The organism is Bordetella petrii, from assembly GCF_020991325.1.
GTDB lineage: Bacteria > Pseudomonadota > Gammaproteobacteria > Burkholderiales > Burkholderiaceae_B > Bordetella_A > Bordetella_A petrii_E.
In genome coordinates, this window is the sequence record NZ_JAJMLX010000084.1 from 1 (window position 1) to 16,560 (window position 16,560).

Sequence of the window (16,560 nt, forward strand, 5' to 3'; positions counted from 1 at the left end):
CGACCGCCCGCAGCACAACGACTGGCGCGCCGAGCGCGACGCACGCCCCACGGCCGGCCATGAAGCCCGCCCGCAACGCGAAGGCGGCCGTCGCGGTGAGTTCCAACCGCGTGGCGAGTTCAAACCCCGCGGTGAATTCCAGCCGCGCGGCGAGTTCAAGCCCCGCGGTGAATACCAACCTCGCGGTGAGTTCCAGCCGCGTGGTGAATTCCAGCCCCGCCAGGCGCGTGGCGACGGCGAATTCCGCGGCGCCGAACGCCGCCCCAGCGGTTTCCGCCCGTCGTCCAAGCCTTTCTCGCAACGTGCCGGCGGCCCCGCCAAACCCTACGGCAAGCCTGGCGCCCGCCGCGGCTAAGCCATCCCGCCAGGGCGGCGTGGGACAATAGCGCCCATGTCCAGCCCTGCCTTTTCTTTACCCCCCCTGGATCCCGACAGCGCGCGCCACAGCGCGCGCGCTGCCGCGCACCTGCGCCAGGCCATCGCCGGCCACGGCGGCTGGCTGCCGTTCGACGGCTGGATGGCGCAGGCGCTGTATGCGCCCGGCCTGGGCTATTACGCCGCCGGCAATATCAAACTGGCTTCACCGCAGGCCGACGCGCGCGGCGTTCCCATCGTGGCGGGCGATTTCATCACCGCTCCCGAACTGACACCGCTGTTCGGCCGCACCGTGGCGCGGCAGGTGGCCCAGGTGCTGGCCGACACCGGCACCGATACCGTGCTGGAATTCGGCGCCGGCACCGGCGCCCTGGCCGACAGCGTGCTGGCCGGGCTGGATGCGCAGGGCATGTCCGCGCAATACCGCATTATTGAAGTCTCGGCCGACCTGCGCGCGCGCCAGCAGGCGCGCCTGGCGGCCCATGGCGCGCGCGTGCAGTGGCTGGATGCCTTGCCGGACAGCTACACGGGCTGCGTGCTGGCCAATGAAGTGCTGGACGCCATGCCGGTATCGCTGTTTCGCTGGAGCGACGACGGCATGGTGCTGGAACGCGGCGTGGCCGTGGATGCGGCCGGCGGCTTCACCTGGGAAGACCGGCCGGCCGGCCTGGAGCTGGCCCGCGCCGTCGCCGCGCGCATGCCGCCGCTGCCCGGCTACGTCTCTGAAATCAACCTGCAGGGCGAGGCCTGGATGCGGGCCATGGGCGGCTGGCTGAAACGCGGCGCCGCCCTGCTGTTCGACTATGGTTTCCCACGACGCGAGTACTACCATCCGCAACGCGCGGGCGGCACGCTGATGTGCCACCTGCGCCACCATGCGCATGCCGACCCCCTGGCCGCGCCGGGCGTACAGGACATCACGGCGCACGTGGATTTCACCGCAATGGCCGACGCCGCGCTGGCCGCGGGGCTGCAGGTGCTAGGCTATACCTCGCAGGCCCGGTTCCTGATGAATGCCGGCCTGGCGGACCTGCTGGCCCGCCACGACCCCGCCGACGCGCGCGCCTACGCGCAGGCCGTGGCGCCGGTGCAGAAGCTGCTGAGCGAGGCCGAGATGGGGGAGTTGTTCAAGGTGCTGGCCGTGGGGCGGGGAATCGAACAGCCACTGCACGGCTTTGCCCGGGGGGACCGGCTGACGGGGTTATGACCCCGGCCTGGGCGCACTCCGAAGGCGCGGTGCCTGGCGCCGATGACATGGCCGATCCGCTACCGGGTGTCTGACTCCCCGCAAGGGGTGTCAGACACCGAGGTATGTACTAGGCTCGACACGAAGGGGGCAGGCACCCTGGGGGAGCCCGACCCCAGGTTAAGCCGTTTAGGGTAACGCCATGCGTGCCTGATATCGCCCGTCAAAGATCGCGCAATACCTTCAGCCGCGCTTGTTGCAGGGCGGGCTTGATTTTCGCGGGATCGCCGGCGCATTGCCGGGCGATGGCGCCGGCGTCGATGCCGCGCACGGCGTCAACACGACGCTGCCAGGCTGGCAGGTCGACCGGCGCGACCACGGCCGCGGCCTGCAGCAAGGAAAGGTAGCGGTCAGGCTTGCGCAGCGCGTCGCAGGATTCGATCAGGGCCAGTTGGTCATCCGGCTGGCTGGCGTCCGCGTGCTGCAGCACGCGCGGCAACAGGCGGGCGTGGTCGGCGCAATCGGTGGGCACGCGCAATTGCCGGCCGATGGCGTCGCGTTCGGACGACAGACGGCACAACAGGGCGTAGCGCCCCGGCAGCGGCACATCCAGGCTGGCGGCGCGGTCCAGGTCGGCGCTGACGGTATCCGCCTGCCGCAACTGCGGCATCACGCGCGCCAGGGCGCCCGATTGCGCCAGCACGTCCAGCATGCGCGACGGCGTGGCAGCCATCAGCCCGCGCGACAGTTCTTTCCACACCCGCTCGGGCACCAGGGCGTCGGCCTCGCCTTCGTCCACCATGCGGCGGCACAGTGCCAGGGTTTCCGGCGCCACCGTGAAATCGCCAAAGCGCGCCGCGAACCGGCCCAGGCGCAGGATGCGCACCGGGTCTTCGGCAAAAGCCTCGCCCACGTGGCGCAGTACGCGCGCGCGGACGTCGGCCGCGCCGTCCAGGGGGTCCAGCAACTGGCCCTGCGGTGTGCGGGCGATGGCGTTGACGGTGAGGTCGCGTCGCTGCAGGTCTTGTTCCAGCGTGACGTCGGCACCGGTGTAAAAGGTGAAGCCCTTGTAGCCCCGCCCCGACTTGCGCTCGGTACGGGCCAGGGCGTATTCCTCTTTGGTGCGCGGGTGCAGGAATACCGGGAAATCGCCGCCCACCGGGATGAAGCCGCGGCGCGCCATGTCTTCGGGGGTGGCCCCCACCACCACCCAGTCGCGATCGCCAGCGGGCTGGCCTAGCAGGGCGTCGCGCACCGCCCCCCCTACGATATATACCTGCAGGCCGTCGCAGTCCGGGTCGCCCGCGTCATTCGTGGCGGTGTTCACGGCAGTTCGGCCGTGCGCAGCGACCCCGGGTCGATGCTCCCCAGGCGCGCTTTCAGCGACTGCGGCTGCCCGGAGAACATGGCGGCGTAATACGTGGCGTTGGACAGCACGTGCTTCACGTACAGGCGCGTCTCGGTGAACGGGATGGTCTCGGCGAAAATGGCGCCTTCCACCGGATGCGACAGCGTGGCGCGCCAGCTGCGCGGCCGCCCAGGCCCGGCGTTGTAGCCGGCGCTGGCCAGCACCTGCGAGCCGTCCAAGCCGGTCAGCACGATATTCAGGTAGTTGGTGCCCAGGATGGTGTTGGTGTCGAAGTCGTTGACGCTGCTGGGCGAAAAATCGGCCATGCCGATCTTGCGCGCCACCCATTTGGCGGTAGCCGGCATCAGCTGCATCAGCCCCGAGGCGCCCACGTGCGACCGCGCGTCCGTGACAAAGCGCGATTCCTGGCGGATCAGCCCGTATACCCAGGCGGGATCCAGCGCGATGGCCTTGGCCTGTGCAGTGACGCGGCCCTCGAACGGCGCGATGTAACGCTGCGTGAAATCCACTTCTTTCTCGGTACGTTCGGAAGTGTTGACCACGCGGTCGTAGATGTCTTCGGCGCGCGCCAGTTCGGCGGCGGCCAGCAGCTGGCGGTCGGACATGCCGCGCAGGGCGTAATTCCATTCGCCCACCGCCTCCGAGCGCCAGCCCAGGCGGAACAGGTGCACGGCGCGGCGCAGGCCCGCGTTGGCGCGCGCTTCGTTCATTTCCTGGTCGGTCACCGGCGCGGGACGCGGCGGCACCGTGATGGCTCGGCCCAGTTCCTCGGCGGCCAACTGGCCATAGAAGTTGTATTGATCGGCAATGCTGGTATAGGCCTGGCGCGCCGCGGTGTCGCGGCCCAGGGCCGCGTCGCCGCGGGCCTTCCAGTACACCCACACCGGCTCGGCCTGCTGCGCCTTGGGCATGTGCTGGATAGAATCGATGACCCAGCGCCAGTCGACCTTGGGTTGCCGCAAGGCCGAACGCACCCGCCAGGCGCCGTTGTAGTCGGTAAGCTTGACGGTGTTGCCGGCCTCCCGGTACCAGGCATCGGCGCGGCTGTCGAGATTCAGCGCGGCGATCAGGGCAAACTGATTGCGCACCCAGGCCAGGTTCGATTTGGGCAGGTTATTGGCCCACTCGCGCCGCAGGTAGGAATCGCCCACGTCGCGGTCTTGCCGCGCCAGGCGGGCCAATGCCAGGGTGGCCAGTTCTTTTTCGTTGCGGCCCACCAGTTGCCGGTCGCGCCGGGTCAGCCACTTCATGGGGCTTTTCAGCAGGGCGTCGAAGGCCTTTTGGTCGCGCGGCTCGAACAAGTAATCGGCGAACTTGCGGGCGTCGCCCACGCGGTCGGTTTCGATGGCTTCGCGCAGCTGCGGCTGGATTTCGTCCCAGCCCAGCACACCGTCGGCCACCAACTGGTCGTACAGGTTCCAGCAATCGCGCCCCGGCGAGAACACGGCCAGCGCCTGCCCGGCGCTGGCGCGGCGGCCTGTCAGGTGCCGGGCTTCCAGCATGGCGCACTGGATCTGCGGGCTGGCCTGCGGAATGTCGCCCAGTTCGCGCGCGGTTTCGAAATCGCCGCGCCGCGCCGACGCCATGATCCAGGAACCCCGCAAACGTTCGGCCAGATAGGTGCCTTCGTTTTCTTTCAGGAACTGTGTGGCCTGGTCTTTGGGCACGACATTGCCGGGCGGGTTCCACACCTGGTAACGCAGCAGCCAGTACTGCGGATAGTTGCCCAGCAGGTCGGGACGGGCCTGGGGTTCCAGCATGCCCAGCACCGACCACTGCTTGCGGTCGTTGGCCTCGCGCGCCGCCACCACCGCCTGCAGGGCGGCGGTTTGCGGCGTGGGAGGCAGGCCGGCCAGTTTGGCCGGCGGCACCATAATGGCCGCGCGGGCGGTTTGCGCGGGCTGCGCCGCCTGGCCCTGCTGGGCATCCACCGAAGAACAGGCGGCCGTGAACAGGGCCAGCACGGGCAGCCAGCGGCGCCCGCGGGGCTCGGCCGCCGCGAATTTCTGATAACGTCCCGATTCAAGCCACTGCATCGCCAACCCGCATGAACACACAAAATTCTGCACAGGATAACGCAGTCGCGCTACGCGCGCGATTACGGCAGGCCCGTGCCAATGTCCCCGAAAACCAACGCAGCCGCGGCGGCCTGCTGATGCGCGGTCGCCTGTACACCTGGCTGAATGCCGCGCGCGAGCAGGCGGACAAGCGCGGCCACAAGGCACCCGCCTCGGTGGCCGCGTTCTGGCCCCTGGAACACGAACCCGACCTGCGGCCACTGCTGGAACAGTGGTCGCAGGCGGGTATCGCCATTGCCCTGCCCGCCATCCGCGCCGCCGCCGAGCCGCTGGAGTTCCGTGCCTGGACACCCGGCGCGCCTCTCAGCCCCGGCCCCTACAACGTGCAGGAACCCGTCGCCGACCGCCCGGTGCTGCGCCCCGACGTGATCCTGGTGCCCACCCTGGGCTACACCCTGCAGGCCGACCGCCTGGGCTACGGCGGCGGCTACTACGACCGCACCCTGGCCGCCCTGCGGCAGGCGGGCCACGATTTCACCGCCATCGGCGTCGCCTGGAACGAAGGCCTGCTGGATGATGCCTACCAGGCCGCCGCGCACGACGAGCGGCTGGACGCCATCCTGACGCCCGAAGGCTGGATTCCCGAGCCGCCCTTGCTGGGCCCCGGCGCGCCTTCCGGCCGCATCCTCGGGTCGTACACGCTGCGCTGACGGCTTGCGGCGCCCGCGCGGGCGCGGCTTTGCCATTCCTGACAATCTGCGGCCACGGGCCGCGCGGCCTTGCACCGCCATGATTCCCGGTGCGCACAGTGTTGGTGCGCGCACCATCATGGCGCCGTCTCCGGGGCATCCCGGCTATCTGCCCGGCGGGCCTTCTGCTACAACGGGGTCAGGCGCAGGCGCCGGGCACGTGTAACGCGGGCCCGGCGTCCAGAGTTGGCACAGGGGTTGCTTGAATGCGCGGTATGGCGCAGGCAACCCGCGCCTTCGCTTCGGGCCGCAGGCTCCATCCGGATCACGCGGCAGGCCCGGACGTATCCAGGAGGAGCCATGCAGCATCCCCAGCCCGCGCCCTTGGCGGCGTACGACGAGATGGTCGATGCCCGGGGCGCAGTGCGCCCCCACTACCAGGCATTCGCGCAATGGCTGTCGCAGGAGTCCGACGACGCGATGGCGGCGCGGCAGATCGAGGCCGACCTGAGCTTCCGGCGCGTGGGCATCACGTTCTCGGTGGCCGGCGACGAGGCCGGCACCGAACGCCTGATTCCCTTCGACCTGATCCCGCGCATCATTCCGGCCGATGAATGGCAGCAACTGGACGCCGGCCTGAAGCAGCGGGTGCGCGCGCTGAACATGTTCATCCACGACATCTATCACGATCACAACATCGTGCGCGCGGGCCTGATACCCGCCGAACAGGTGTTCCTGAACGCGCAGTACCGGCCGGAAATGCAGGACGTGGACGTGGCCGAGGATATTTACTGCCATATCGCCGGCGTGGATATCGTGCGTGCCGGGGCGGGCGAGTTCTACGTGCTGGAAGACAATCTGCGCGTGCCCTCCGGCGTGTCGTACATGCTGGAAAACCGCAAGATGTCGATGCGGCTCATGCCCGAGGCCTTCGGGCGCAGCAACGTCAAGCCGGTGGCCCACTACCCCGACCTGCTGCTGGACAATCTGCGCGAGGTGGCGCCGCGCAGCATCGACGCCCCCACCGTGGTGGTGCTGACGCCGGGCATGTACAACTCGGCGTACTTCGAGCATGCCTTCCTGGCCCAGCAGATGGGCGTGGAACTGGTGGAAGGGCAGGACCTGTTCGTCGAACAGAACAACGTATACATGCGCACCACGCGCGGCCCGCGCCGCGTGGACGTCATTTACCGCCGCGTGGACGACGACTTCCTGGACCCTTTGTCGTTCCGCGCCGATTCGGCGCTGGGGGTGCCGGGGCTGCTGTCGGTGTATCGCGCCGGACGGGTCACGCTGGCCAATGCCATCGGCACCGGCATTGCCGACGACAAGTCCACGTACCAGTACGTGCCCGACATGATCCGCTTTTATCTGCAGGAGGAACCTATTCTTGCCAACGTGCCCACCTGGCGCTGCTCGCGGCCCGACGAACTGTCGCACGTGCTGGCCCGCATGCATGAACTGGTGGTGAAGGAAGTGCATGGCGCGGGCGGCTACGGCATGCTGGTGGGCCCGACGTCGACGCGCGCCCAGGTCGAAGCCTTCAAGGAACGGGTGCGCGCGCGTCCCGGCAACTACATCGCCCAGCCCACGCTGGCGCTGTCGACCACGCCCACCTATGTGGAATCGGGCGTGGCGCCGCGCCATGTGGATCTGCGCCCCTATGTGCTGTGCGGCAAGGACATCCGCACCGTGCCCGGCGGCCTGTGCCGGGTGGCCCTGGTGGAAGGCTCGCTGGTGGTGAACAGCAGCCAGGGCGGCGGCACCAAAGACACCTGGGTACTGGGAGAATGACCATGCTGAGCCGTACCGCCGACAACCTGTTCTGGATGTGCCGCTACATCGAGCGGGCCGAGAACACCGCGCGCATGCTGGACGTGAACCTGCAGATGTCGCTGCTGCCGCAGGACGCCCTGGCCCGCGAAAGCCTGTGGCGCGCGGTGCTGCACATATCGGAACTGCAGCACGGCTACGACGCGCGCTATCCCGCCGTGACCCCGCTGGACGTGCTGCACTACCTGGTCCGCGAGCCCGCCAACCAGTCGTCCATTTATACCTGCCTGCGCGCCGCGCGGGAAAACGCCCGCGCCGTGCGCGGCAGCCTGACCACCGAAGTCTGGGAAACCTACAACACCACCTGGCTGGAACTGCAAAAGCACTTGCAGACGCAATTGCCCGAACGCAATCCAGGCGAGTTCTTCGAATGGGTGAAGTTCCGCGCCCACCTGGCCCGGGGCGTCACCATCGGCACCATGCTGGAGGATGAAGCGCTGCATTTCCTGCGGCTGGGCATGCACCTGGAGCGCGCCGACAATACCGCCCGCCTGCTGGACGTGAAGTTCCACGAAGAAGACGGCGACACCGCGGCCCGCGCCAGCGAGTTCTACCGCTGGTCGGCGCTGCTGAGTTCGGTATCGGGCCTGGAAATTTACCGCAAGGTGTATCGCGACGTGATCACGCCCGACCGCGTGGCCGAACTGCTGATTCTGCGGCCCGACATGCCGCGTTCGCTGCGGGCCTCGGTGCAGGCGCTGACCGAAGACCTGGCGCGCGTGTCCAACCAGCGCTCGGCCGAAACCGAAAGGCGTGCCGGCCTGCTGCATGCCGAGCTGAGCTACGGCCGCGTCGAGGACATTCTGCGCGGCGGCCTGCACCGCTACCTGGAACGGTTCCTGGACCGCATCAACGACCTGGGCAACCGGATCAGCCAGGACTTCCTGGTGCCCCTGGCCGCCTGAGCGCACAACGGAGACACGCATGAAGCATCTGATCAGGCATGTGACGCAGTACCGCTATACCGCGCCAGTGGGCTACAGCATCCAGACCCTGCGGTTGACCCCGCGCCCCGACGAGCACCAGCGCACGCTGCGCTGGCGCATCGATGCGCCCGGCCAGCTGGAACAGCAGGTGGACGCCTACGGCAATATCACCCACACCCTGACGCTGCCGCGCCCGCACGACAGCATCGAACTGTGCGTGACGGGCCAGGTGGATATCGACCCGCTGCCCGACGGCCGCCTGCGCGCGGAAGACAACCGCCTGCCGGTGCATGCGTATTGTGTGCAGACCCCGCTGACGCAGGCCGATGCCACCATCCACGATTTCGTGAACAACGCCCTGCCGCAAGGCCTGCGCAGCCCCGCGGACGTGCTGGCGCTGGCGGGCGCGATATGCGACAGCGTGGCCTACGAGCCGGGCACCACCGACGTGACCACCGCCGCCGACCAGGTGCTGGCGCTGGGCCATGGTGTATGCCAGGACCATGCCCATCTGTTCCTGGCCTGCGTGCGCGGCCTGGGCGTGCCCGCCCGCTATGTCAGCGGATACCTGTACACCGAGGCCGAGCACGCCGCCAGCCATGCCTGGGCCGACGTCTGGCTGGATGGCATCGGCTGGACCAGCGTGGACATCACCAACCGGCAATTCGCGTCCGACTGCCATTGCCGGCTGGCCGTGGCGCGCGACTATGACTCGGCCTCGCCGGTGCGGGGCGTGCGGCACGGCGGCGGTGAAGAATCGATGGAGGTTTCGGTGCAAGTGCAGGCCAGCGGCCAGCAATAAATGGGGTCGATACCCTTGGCCACCCGCCAGCACGCCGGCCCGACTCCACCTACAATACGCCAGCCGTTTTCCACCTTACGCTCATGACCTACTGTGTTGCCGCCCGCCTGGACGCGGGCCTGGTTTTCCTGTCCGACTCGCGCACCAATGCGGGAGTGGACCAGATCAGCATTGCCCGCAAGCTGAATGTGTTCGAACAGCCGGGCGACCGCGTCATGGTGCTGCTGACCTCCGGCAACCTGGCCATCAGCCAGGCAGTGGTGAACCTGCTGGCCCAGCTGGATGCCGGCAGCCCCGATTCGCTGTGGTCGGCGCCCGACATGTACGAGGCGGCCCGCCGCGTGGGCGAAGCCGTGCGCAGGGTGCACGAACGCGACGCCGAGGCGCTTAGCGAACACGGCGTCGATTTCAATATCAACCTGATCTTCGGCGGCCAGATCGGCACCGAGCGCGGCCGCCTGTTCCAGATCTACTCGGCCGGCAATTTCATCGAAGCCAGCCCCGACTGCCCCTACGTGCAGATCGGCGAGGCCAAATACGGCAAGCCCATTCTCGACCGCGTACTGCGCCCCGACACCCCGCTGGACGAGGCCGCCAAATGCGCGCTGATTTCCATGGATTCGACGCTGCGCTCGAATATTTCGGTGGGCCTGCCGCTGGACATGCTGGTGTACGAAGCCGATGCCCTGCGCGTGACGCACTTCGCCCACATCGACGAAGACAACGAGTACTTCCGCATGATCCGCAAGGCCTGGGGTGAACGCCTGCGCCAGGTCTTCACCGAGATCGCCGACCCCACCTGGACCAGCCCCGGCGCCGCGGATTCGCTGGCCGTGTCGGGCCGCCTGCACCAGCCGCCCCGCCTGACCCCCGCCGGCACCAGCAACGAACCCGCGCCCCTGCAAGTGCTGGCGCAAGACCCGGGCCAATCGCAAAGCAGCTGACCAACCCGGGTGTCTGACACCGTGCGTGTCAGACACCCGCCATATTCTCGAAGCAATGTCTGGCACCCATGGCGCTACCTTAGCCGCCGTGACGGATTTTCGCGGGCACTGCCGGGTGTCCGGCTCCCGTCAGGGTGCCGGACACCGTACAACTGAGACTGTCCCGGCACACAACGGTGTCTGGCACCCTCGCGGGAGCCAGACACCCGGCAATGCCTGCGAAGTACCCTATTTCACCTTGATAAGGTAGCGCCATGGGTATCCGACACTTTGCGTGTCGGATACCGTCCGCAGCGCTACCCCAGATCCAGCTCGCGCCAGATGCCCAGCGTGGCCTCGGCCTGGTTCAGGGTGTAGAAGTGCAGGCCCGGCGCGCCATTGTCCAGCAGGTTCTGGCACAGGTCGCCCACCACGTCCACGCCGAATGCGCGGATCGAGGCCTTGTCGTCGCCGAACTCGGCCAGGCGCAGGCGGATCCAGCGCGGGATTTCCGCGCCGCACATTTCCGAAAACCGCACCAGCTGATTGTGGTTGGTAATGGGCATGATGCCCGGCACGATGGGGATGGCAACTCCCTTGGCCTGGGCGCGATCGACGAAATCGAAATAAGCGTCGGCGTTGAAAAAATACTGCGTGATGGCCGCGTCGGCCCCGGCATTGACCTTGGCCACGAAGTGGTTCAGGTCGGCCGCCGGGCTGGTGGCCTGCGGGTGCATCTCCGGGTAGGCCGCCACTTCGATGTGGAAGGCGTCGCCGGTTTCCTGGCGGATGAAGGCCACCAGGTCGGCCGCGTAGCGCAATTCGCCCGCATCGCCCCCCATGCCCGAAGGCAGGTCGCCGCGCAGCGCCACCAGGCGGCGCACGCCGTGCTCGCGATAGGCGGCCAGGATGTCGCGCAGGTTCTCGCGCGTGGCGCCGATGCAGGACAGATGAGGCGCGGCATCGCACCCCAGGTTCTGCAGCATGCGCACCGTGTCGGCGGTGCCGGCGCGGGTGGAACCGCCCGCGCCGAACGTGACGCTGACATAGCGCGGCTGGATGGCCAGCATCTGCTTGGCCGCGCGCACCAGCCGCTCTTGGGCGGCGATGTCGCGCGGGGGGAAGAACTCCAGGCTCAGGGCGGGAGTGGAAGGTTGAGTCATCTAGGAAGGGGAATCAGGGAATCAAGCGCGAAAGCAGGCCCGAGATGATGCTGTACAGGATGGCACCCGCCACGGCCCACCAGAATCCATTGACCTGGAAGCCACGCAAAATCGAACCCGCCAGCCAGAACAGCAAGGCGTTGAGCACGATCAGGAACAAGCCCAGCGTCACGATGGTGATGGGCAGCGTCAGCAGCACCAGCACCGGCTTGACCAGCATGTTCAGCAAGCCCAGCACCAGCGCGGCGATCAGCGCCGATCCGAAACTGGCCACCGTAATGCCGGGCAGCAAATAGGCCACGGCCAGCAGGGCCACCGCGTTCAAGAGCCAGACGAGTATCAAGGTCATTGCGATCTCCGATGATGCGCCAGGATAGGCAGGGCCGCCGCGCTCGCGGCGCGGCGTGTCCCTATTGTGCTACAGATCAATAACGGTAGTGATCGGGCTTGTAGGGGCCGTCCACCGACACGCTGATGTAGTCGGCCTGCTGCTTGCTCAGCGTGGTCAGCCTGGCGCCCAGCTTCTTCAGGTGCAGGCGCGCCACTTTTTCGTCCAGGTGCTTGGGCAGCACGTACACCTGCCCCTGCACGTACGCTTCATTGCGGGTGAACAGTTCGATCTGGGCGATGGTCTGGTTGGCGAACGACGACGACATCACGAACGAGGGGTGGCCGGTGGCGCAGCCCAGGTTCACCAGGCGGCCCTTGGCCAGCAGGATGATGCGCTTGCCGTCGGGGAACACCACGTGGTCGACCTGCGGCTTGATCTCTTCCCACTGGCAGTCGGCCAGGCCGGCGACGTCGATTTCATTGTCGAAGTGGCCGATATTGCACACGATGGCCTGGTCTTTCATGGCCGCCATGTGGTCGCGGGTGATGACGTTGTAGTTGCCGGTGGCGGTGACGAAGATGTCGGCGTGCGGCGCCGCTTCTTCCATGGTGACGACCTTGAAGCCTTCCATGGCGGCCTGCAGGGCGCAGATGGGGTCGATTTCGGTTACCCACACCTGTGCGCGCAGCGCGGCCAGTGCCTGGGCGCAACCCTTGCCCACGTCGCCATAGCCCGCCACGACCGCGACCTTGCCCGCCACCATCACGTCGGTAGCGCGCTTGATGCCGTCGACCAGCGATTCGCGGCAGCCGTACAGGTTGTCGAACTTGGACTTGGTGACCGAGTCGTTCACGTTGATGGCGGCGAAGGCCAGTTCGCCTTTTTGCGCCATCTGGTAAAGGCGGTGCACGCCGGTGGTGGTTTCTTCGGTAACGCCCTTGATTTCCGCCAGGCGGGTGGAATACCACTTGGGGTCGCGCTCGAGCGTGGCCTTGATGGACGCGAACAGCACGCGTTCTTCGTCGCTGCCCGGCTTGGCCAGCACCGACGCGTCTTTCTCGGCGCGCGCGCCCAGGTGCAGCAGCAGCGTGGCATCGCCGCCATCGTCCAGGATCATGTTGGCATGGCGGCCTTCGGGCCATTCGAAGATGCGGTGCGTGTACTGCCAGTATTCTTCCAGGGTCTCGCCCTTCACGGCGAACACCGGCGTGCCCGTGGCGGCAATGGCGGCGGCGGCGTGGTCCTGGGTGGAGAAGATATTGCACGATGCCCAGCGCACCTCGGCGCCCAGCGCCACCAGCGTTTCGATCAGCACGCCGGTCTGGATGGTCATGTGCAGGCTGCCGGCGATGCGCGCGCCCTTCAGGGGCTGGCTGGCCGCGAATTCTTCGCGGATGGCCATCAGGCCGGGCATTTCGGTTTCGGCGATGGCCAGTTCGCGGCGGCCCCAGCCTGCCAGCGACATGTCGGCAACGTGGTAGTCGGCAACGGTTTGGTCGGATACGGCGTTCATGGTGTGTGCTCCGGTAAAGATTCAACGGCGATGCGCAGGGCAGACGGCCGGACGGAACACCCATGTAAACCAGGAGCCCGCCTTTACCGCCTGTTGCGACAAAGGTGAGCGCCGTTGCTGCACGCCGCTTGCGCGGCGCCTGGTGAGATTCCTGAGCCTGGCAACCCGCCTGGCGGCCCGCATGCGGGGCCGGCCGGGGATCGTCGCAGCGCTCCTCAGGACTGAGGCGAATTGTACCGGCTGCAACGCCGGGCGCAACACCCGCCGGAGCGGGCGCGGCCGGCTACTGCACGGCCGGATCGGCCTGCACCGGCCAATCGGCGGCGCCGGCCGGCGTCAGCGGCACCAGCGCCTGCAACAGATCCTGGGCGATTTTTTCCCAGGTGCGCTTCAGCGCCCCTTCGCGCACCCCGGCGCGGTCCAGTTCCAGCGCCTGGCGGCAGGCCATGGCCAGGTCGTCGTTCACGAAACCGGTGGAACCCGCCTCGATCACCGCCAGCGGCGCTTCGGAATGAAAAGCCGCCACTGGCGTGCCGCAGGCCATGGATTCCAGCATCACCAGCCCGAAGGTGTCGGTCAGGCTGGGAAACACGAACACATCGGCCGCCGAGTAATAGGCGGGCAGTTTCTCGTCGGGCTGCATGCCGGTGAAATGCGCATTCGGATAGGCCTTGCGCAGGCGCGCTTCATCGGGGCCCGCGCCCACCACCACCTTGCTGCCCGGCAAGTCCAGCGACAGGAAGGCGTCCAGGTTCTTCTCGCGCGCCACGCGGCCCACGCTCAGGAAAATGGGCCGCGGCAGGTCGCCGAAAGCGTCGCGCGGGCCGGGCCGGAAGTGCGCGGCATCCACGCCGCGCGACCAGACCCGCAGGTTTTCCAGCCCGCGGGCCGCCACGATGTCGCGCACCGTGGGCGTGGGCACCAGCACGCAGGCCGACGGACGGTGGAACCAACGCATGAATTTCCAGGGCAGCGAGGCCGGGATCCCCATGCGGGCCTGCAGGTAGTCCGGAAACAGGGTATGGAACGAGGTGGTGAAGCGCCAGCCCCGGCGCAGCGCCATGCGGCGCGCCGCCAGGCCCAGCGGCCCCTCGGTGGCAATGTGCAGCGCGTCGGGCACCGTGTCGCCCAGGATGCGGCGCAACTGGCGCCCCGGCGTCAGGCACAGGCGCAGTTCGGGCTCGGACGGGGCCGGCACGGTGCGCGCGCCGTTCGGGTTGACCACGATCAGTTCGTGGCCCCATTGCGTCAACAGACGCTGCATGGTGGTCCAGGTACGTACCACGCCATTGACCTGGGGCGGCCAGGCGTCGGTGACAAGCACGATGCGCATGCGGTTCCTCCGGGGCGGAAGAGTAGGCAATAGCGGGATTTAGCCTGCCCCATGTGACAGGGACACGACAGAAATGTGACTGCCGGGTGTCCGGCCGCCTAGCCCTTGCGCCGCGGGTATCCCTGGGCGCGGATGCGCTGCCAGACCGCCTGTTTTTCTGCGTCGGTCATGAACACCCAGTTGGACACTTCCATGGCCGTGCGGCCGCAGCCGCGGCAGATTTCGTCGAACAACGTGGAACATACCGCCACGCAGGGCGAATCGGTGGCGGTAAAGGCGTTCTGCGAGACGCCGGCGCAGACGGCATCGGGCGCGCTGGCGTCCTTGATCGGGGTGTTGCTCATGCCGCGCAGCTTAGCATCCGCGGTGCGTCCCCTTTTGGAAGTCCCTGCTGGCGTAGCGGTTGCCTGCGCGCACCCTCAGCCGAACAGCCGGGCCGCCTCTTCCAGCACCAGGTCGGGCAGTTCCTCGGCCAAGTAGTGCGCCCCGGGCAGCGCCCGCCCGGCCACGTCGCCGGCCACCGCCCGCCACAACGCCAGCACGTCGAAGTTGCGGCCCACCGCGCCCCGTTCCCCCCAGAACACCCGCACCGGCATGCGTAGCCGTTCGCCGCCCTGCCGCCCCGCGCGGTCGTGCTCCAGGTCTATCGTGGCCGAGGCGCGGTAGTCCTCGCAAATGCCCGTGGCCCAACCCGGCAGGCCGGCGCAGCGCTCGTACTCAGCCAGGGCGCGCGGATCGAATACAGCCAGCCCGCCGGGCCGGCCGCCCATCACCGACCGCACATAGAAGACCGGATCGTGCCCGATCATGGTTTCGGGTAGCGGCGCGGGCTGGATCAGCCAGAACCAGTGGTAATAGGCCTGCGCGAAGGCGCGCGTGGCGCCTTCGTACATGTCCAGTGTGGGCGCGATATCCAGCAGCATCATGCGGCCGACGCGCGCCGCGTGGTCCAGCCCCAGGCGGTGCGCCACGCGGGCGCCACGGTCGTGCGCCAGCACGTCGAAAGTGTCGAAGCCCAAGGCCGTCATCAGCCCGGCCATGTCGCGTGCCATCTCGCGCTTGGAATGCGCCGCGTGCCCCGCCGATGCCGCCGGCTTGCCGCTGTCGCCGTAGCCGCGCAAGTCGGCGGCCACGCAGGTGCGGTAGCGGGTCAGCTCGGGCCACACCCGATGCCAGATCACGTGGGTTTGCGGATGGCCGTGCAACAGCAGCAAGGGCGGCCCCGACCCCTGGACGCGTGCGGCGATGCGCACGCCGTTTACCTGGAAGGTTTGCAGTGGCAGGTCGAACAGCGTGTCGGTCACGTCGCATTCCTGTTTTCAAGGGCGCTGCGCGGGCCGGCCGCATCCAGCCGCGCGCGCACCTGGTGGGCGATGTCCCGCATCCACGGATGGCGCGCCCAGTGGGCGGCCTCGTAGCGATCGATCTCGCCCAGCTGTTGCAGCGTGGTTCCCACCATGTCGCGCCCGTGGGCAAACATGTCGCGGTGCCGCTCCGACAACTGGAACGCCGCGGACCAGCCTTGCGCGCCGCGCACCGTGCCCGCCCGCACATCGATCTGGATGCGGTGCGTCGCCGGCGCGGACACCTGCCCCAGCAGCGCGTCCACGTCCGCCGCGGGCAGGGTCACCAACAGCAGGCCATTGTTCAGCGCATTGAAGAAGAATATCTCGCCGAAGCTGGCCGCGATAACCGCCCGGATGCCGTACTGCTGCAGCCCCCAAACCGCGTGCTCGCGGCTGGATCCGCAGCCGAAGTTCGGCCCCGCCACCAGGATGGACGCCCCCGCGTAGGCGGGCTGGTTCAGCACGCAATCGGCGCGCGGCTGGCCCGCCTCGTCGAAACGCAGGTCGTACAGCAGGCCGCGGTCCAGCCCCGCCTTGTCGACGATGCGCAAGAACTGCTTGGGCATGATCTGGTCGGTGTCCAGGTTGCTGAACGGCAGCGGCGCCGCAATGCCCGATATCAGGGAAGAACTGTTCATGCTGCCTGCTCCAGGGTGCGCGCATCGACGATCCGGCCCGCCAGCGCGACTGGTACTGCTGAACCACTGCCAGCAGCAGATCTTCTTTCTGCGGAAAGTAATAGTGGATGCTGGA

Annotated in this window: 15 protein-coding genes, 1 pseudogene and 1 riboswitch; of the genes and pseudogenes, 7 read left to right on the forward strand and 9 right to left on the reverse strand. The window is 67.9% G+C overall.

The window, feature by feature from the left end; genetic code table 11:
- Both LPZ50_RS10765 and LPZ50_RS10770 read left to right on the forward strand, forming a co-directional pair.
- Positions 1-355, forward strand: a pseudogene (locus LPZ50_RS10765) (hypothetical protein); the annotation flags it as partial.
- Between the two features lie 36 nt (positions 356-391).
- A complete protein-coding gene (locus tag LPZ50_RS10770) occupies positions 392-1,582 on the forward strand; it encodes a class I SAM-dependent methyltransferase (RefSeq protein WP_230661177.1) in 1,191 nt (396 codons plus the stop codon).
- Between the two features lie 202 nt (positions 1,583-1,784).
- Here the strand turns inward: LPZ50_RS10770 and LPZ50_RS10775 are convergent, their stop codons facing one another.
- Together LPZ50_RS10775 and LPZ50_RS10780 are read right to left on the reverse strand one after the other, a co-directional pair.
- Positions 1,785-2,888, reverse strand: a complete 1,104-nt coding sequence (locus LPZ50_RS10775) for a CCA tRNA nucleotidyltransferase (protein WP_230661181.1) — start codon at positions 2,886-2,888, stop codon at positions 1,785-1,787.
- Positions 2,885-4,966, reverse strand: a complete 2,082-nt coding sequence (locus tag LPZ50_RS10780; protein ID WP_230661184.1) for a lytic transglycosylase domain-containing protein — start codon at positions 4,964-4,966, stop codon at positions 2,885-2,887. Before LPZ50_RS10780 ends, LPZ50_RS10775 begins: the two co-directional genes overlap by 4 nt.
- Before the next feature lie 11 nt (positions 4,967-4,977).
- On the opposite strand from LPZ50_RS10780, the gene LPZ50_RS10785 reads away from it, so the two are divergent.
- From LPZ50_RS10785 to LPZ50_RS10805, 5 genes are all read left to right on the forward strand, one after another.
- Positions 4,978-5,658 (forward strand): 5-formyltetrahydrofolate cyclo-ligase, encoded by a 681-nt coding sequence (locus tag LPZ50_RS10785; protein ID WP_230661187.1) that lies wholly within the window; start codon positions 4,978-4,980, stop codon positions 5,656-5,658.
- Between the two features lie 339 nt (positions 5,659-5,997).
- Complete coding sequence (locus LPZ50_RS10790) at positions 5,998-7,431, forward strand: circularly permuted type 2 ATP-grasp protein (protein ID WP_230661188.1); 1,434 nt, start codon at positions 5,998-6,000, stop codon at positions 7,429-7,431.
- A 2-nt stretch (positions 7,432-7,433) separates the two neighbouring features.
- Positions 7,434-8,375, forward strand: coding sequence for an alpha-E domain-containing protein (locus tag LPZ50_RS10795; RefSeq protein WP_230661190.1), 942 nt, complete (start codon positions 7,434-7,436; stop codon positions 8,373-8,375).
- Between the two features lie 19 nt (positions 8,376-8,394).
- Positions 8,395-9,198 carry a transglutaminase family protein gene (locus LPZ50_RS10800; RefSeq protein ID WP_230661192.1) on the forward strand — a complete coding sequence of 268 codons (804 nt, stop codon included), beginning with the start codon at positions 8,395-8,397 and terminating at the stop codon, positions 9,196-9,198.
- A gap of 83 nt (positions 9,199-9,281) precedes the next feature.
- Positions 9,282-10,142, forward strand: coding sequence for a proteasome-type protease (locus tag LPZ50_RS10805; RefSeq protein ID WP_230661195.1), 861 nt, complete (start codon positions 9,282-9,284; stop codon positions 10,140-10,142).
- Positions 10,143-10,438: 296 nt separating this feature from the next.
- Here LPZ50_RS10805 and metF read toward each other — a convergent pair whose 3' ends face one another.
- The 7 genes from metF to leuD all read right to left on the reverse strand — a co-directional run bounded on the left by metF (position 10,439) and on the right by leuD (position 16,445).
- Positions 10,439-11,284: a methylenetetrahydrofolate reductase [NAD(P)H] gene (metF, locus tag LPZ50_RS10810; RefSeq protein ID WP_230661198.1), complete on the reverse strand. Its 846-nt coding sequence runs from the start codon at positions 11,282-11,284 to the stop codon at positions 10,439-10,441.
- A gap of 13 nt (positions 11,285-11,297) precedes the next feature.
- Positions 11,298-11,633 carry a phage holin family protein gene (locus LPZ50_RS10815; protein ID WP_218371301.1) on the reverse strand — a complete coding sequence of 112 codons (336 nt, stop codon included), beginning with the start codon at positions 11,631-11,633 and terminating at the stop codon, positions 11,298-11,300.
- Positions 11,634-11,709: 76 nt separating this feature from the next.
- Positions 11,710-13,128, reverse strand: a complete 1,419-nt coding sequence (ahcY, locus tag LPZ50_RS10820) for an adenosylhomocysteinase (RefSeq protein WP_230661201.1) — start codon at positions 13,126-13,128, stop codon at positions 11,710-11,712.
- 99 nt (positions 13,129-13,227) lie between these two features.
- A riboswitch (S-adenosyl-L-homocysteine riboswitch) is annotated at positions 13,228-13,351 on the reverse strand.
- A gap of 60 nt (positions 13,352-13,411) precedes the next feature.
- Positions 13,412-14,461, reverse strand: a complete 1,050-nt coding sequence (locus tag LPZ50_RS10825; protein WP_230661204.1) for a glycosyltransferase family 4 protein — start codon at positions 14,459-14,461, stop codon at positions 13,412-13,414.
- A 98-nt stretch (positions 14,462-14,559) separates the two neighbouring features.
- Positions 14,560-14,805 carry a DUF1289 domain-containing protein gene (locus LPZ50_RS10830; protein ID WP_230661207.1) on the reverse strand — a complete coding sequence of 82 codons (246 nt, stop codon included), beginning with the start codon at positions 14,803-14,805 and terminating at the stop codon, positions 14,560-14,562.
- Positions 14,806-14,880: 75 nt separating this feature from the next.
- On the reverse strand, positions 14,881-15,765 hold the full coding sequence (locus LPZ50_RS10835) for an alpha/beta fold hydrolase (RefSeq protein WP_230661210.1): 885 nt from the start codon (positions 15,763-15,765) through the stop codon (positions 14,881-14,883).
- On the reverse strand, positions 15,762-16,445 hold the full coding sequence (leuD, locus tag LPZ50_RS10840) for a 3-isopropylmalate dehydratase small subunit (protein ID WP_230661212.1): 684 nt from the start codon (positions 16,443-16,445) through the stop codon (positions 15,762-15,764). Before leuD ends, LPZ50_RS10835 begins: the two co-directional genes overlap by 4 nt.
- Positions 16,446-16,560 lie beyond the last annotated feature (115 nt).

Bases quoted from the DNA above. Each gene is read 5' to 3' on its own strand.
- LPZ50_RS10770 (WP_230661177.1), top strand. From the start codon at position 392: ATGTCCAGCCCTGCCTTTTCTTTACCCCCCCTGGATCCCGACAGCGCG.
- LPZ50_RS10780 (WP_230661184.1), bottom strand. From the start codon at position 4,966: ATGCAGTGGCTTGAATCGGGACGTTATCAGAAATTCGCGGCGGCCGAG.
- LPZ50_RS10785 (WP_230661187.1), top strand. From the start codon at position 4,978: ATGAACACACAAAATTCTGCACAGGATAACGCAGTCGCGCTACGCGCG.
- LPZ50_RS10790 (WP_230661188.1), top strand. From the start codon at position 5,998: ATGCAGCATCCCCAGCCCGCGCCCTTGGCGGCGTACGACGAGATGGTC.
- LPZ50_RS10795 (WP_230661190.1), top strand. From the start codon at position 7,434: ATGCTGAGCCGTACCGCCGACAACCTGTTCTGGATGTGCCGCTACATC.
- LPZ50_RS10800 (WP_230661192.1), top strand. From the start codon at position 8,395: ATGAAGCATCTGATCAGGCATGTGACGCAGTACCGCTATACCGCGCCA.
- LPZ50_RS10805 (WP_230661195.1), top strand. From the start codon at position 9,282: ATGACCTACTGTGTTGCCGCCCGCCTGGACGCGGGCCTGGTTTTCCTG.
- metF (WP_230661198.1), bottom strand. From the start codon at position 11,284: ATGACTCAACCTTCCACTCCCGCCCTGAGCCTGGAGTTCTTCCCCCCG.
- LPZ50_RS10815 (WP_218371301.1), bottom strand. From the start codon at position 11,633: ATGACCTTGATACTCGTCTGGCTCTTGAACGCGGTGGCCCTGCTGGCC.
- ahcY (WP_230661201.1), bottom strand. From the start codon at position 13,128: ATGAACGCCGTATCCGACCAAACCGTTGCCGACTACCACGTTGCCGAC.
- LPZ50_RS10825 (WP_230661204.1), bottom strand. From the start codon at position 14,461: ATGCGCATCGTGCTTGTCACCGACGCCTGGCCGCCCCAGGTCAATGGC.
- LPZ50_RS10830 (WP_230661207.1), bottom strand. From the start codon at position 14,805: ATGAGCAACACCCCGATCAAGGACGCCAGCGCGCCCGATGCCGTCTGC.
- leuD (WP_230661212.1), bottom strand. From the start codon at position 16,445: ATGAACAGTTCTTCCCTGATATCGGGCATTGCGGCGCCGCTGCCGTTC.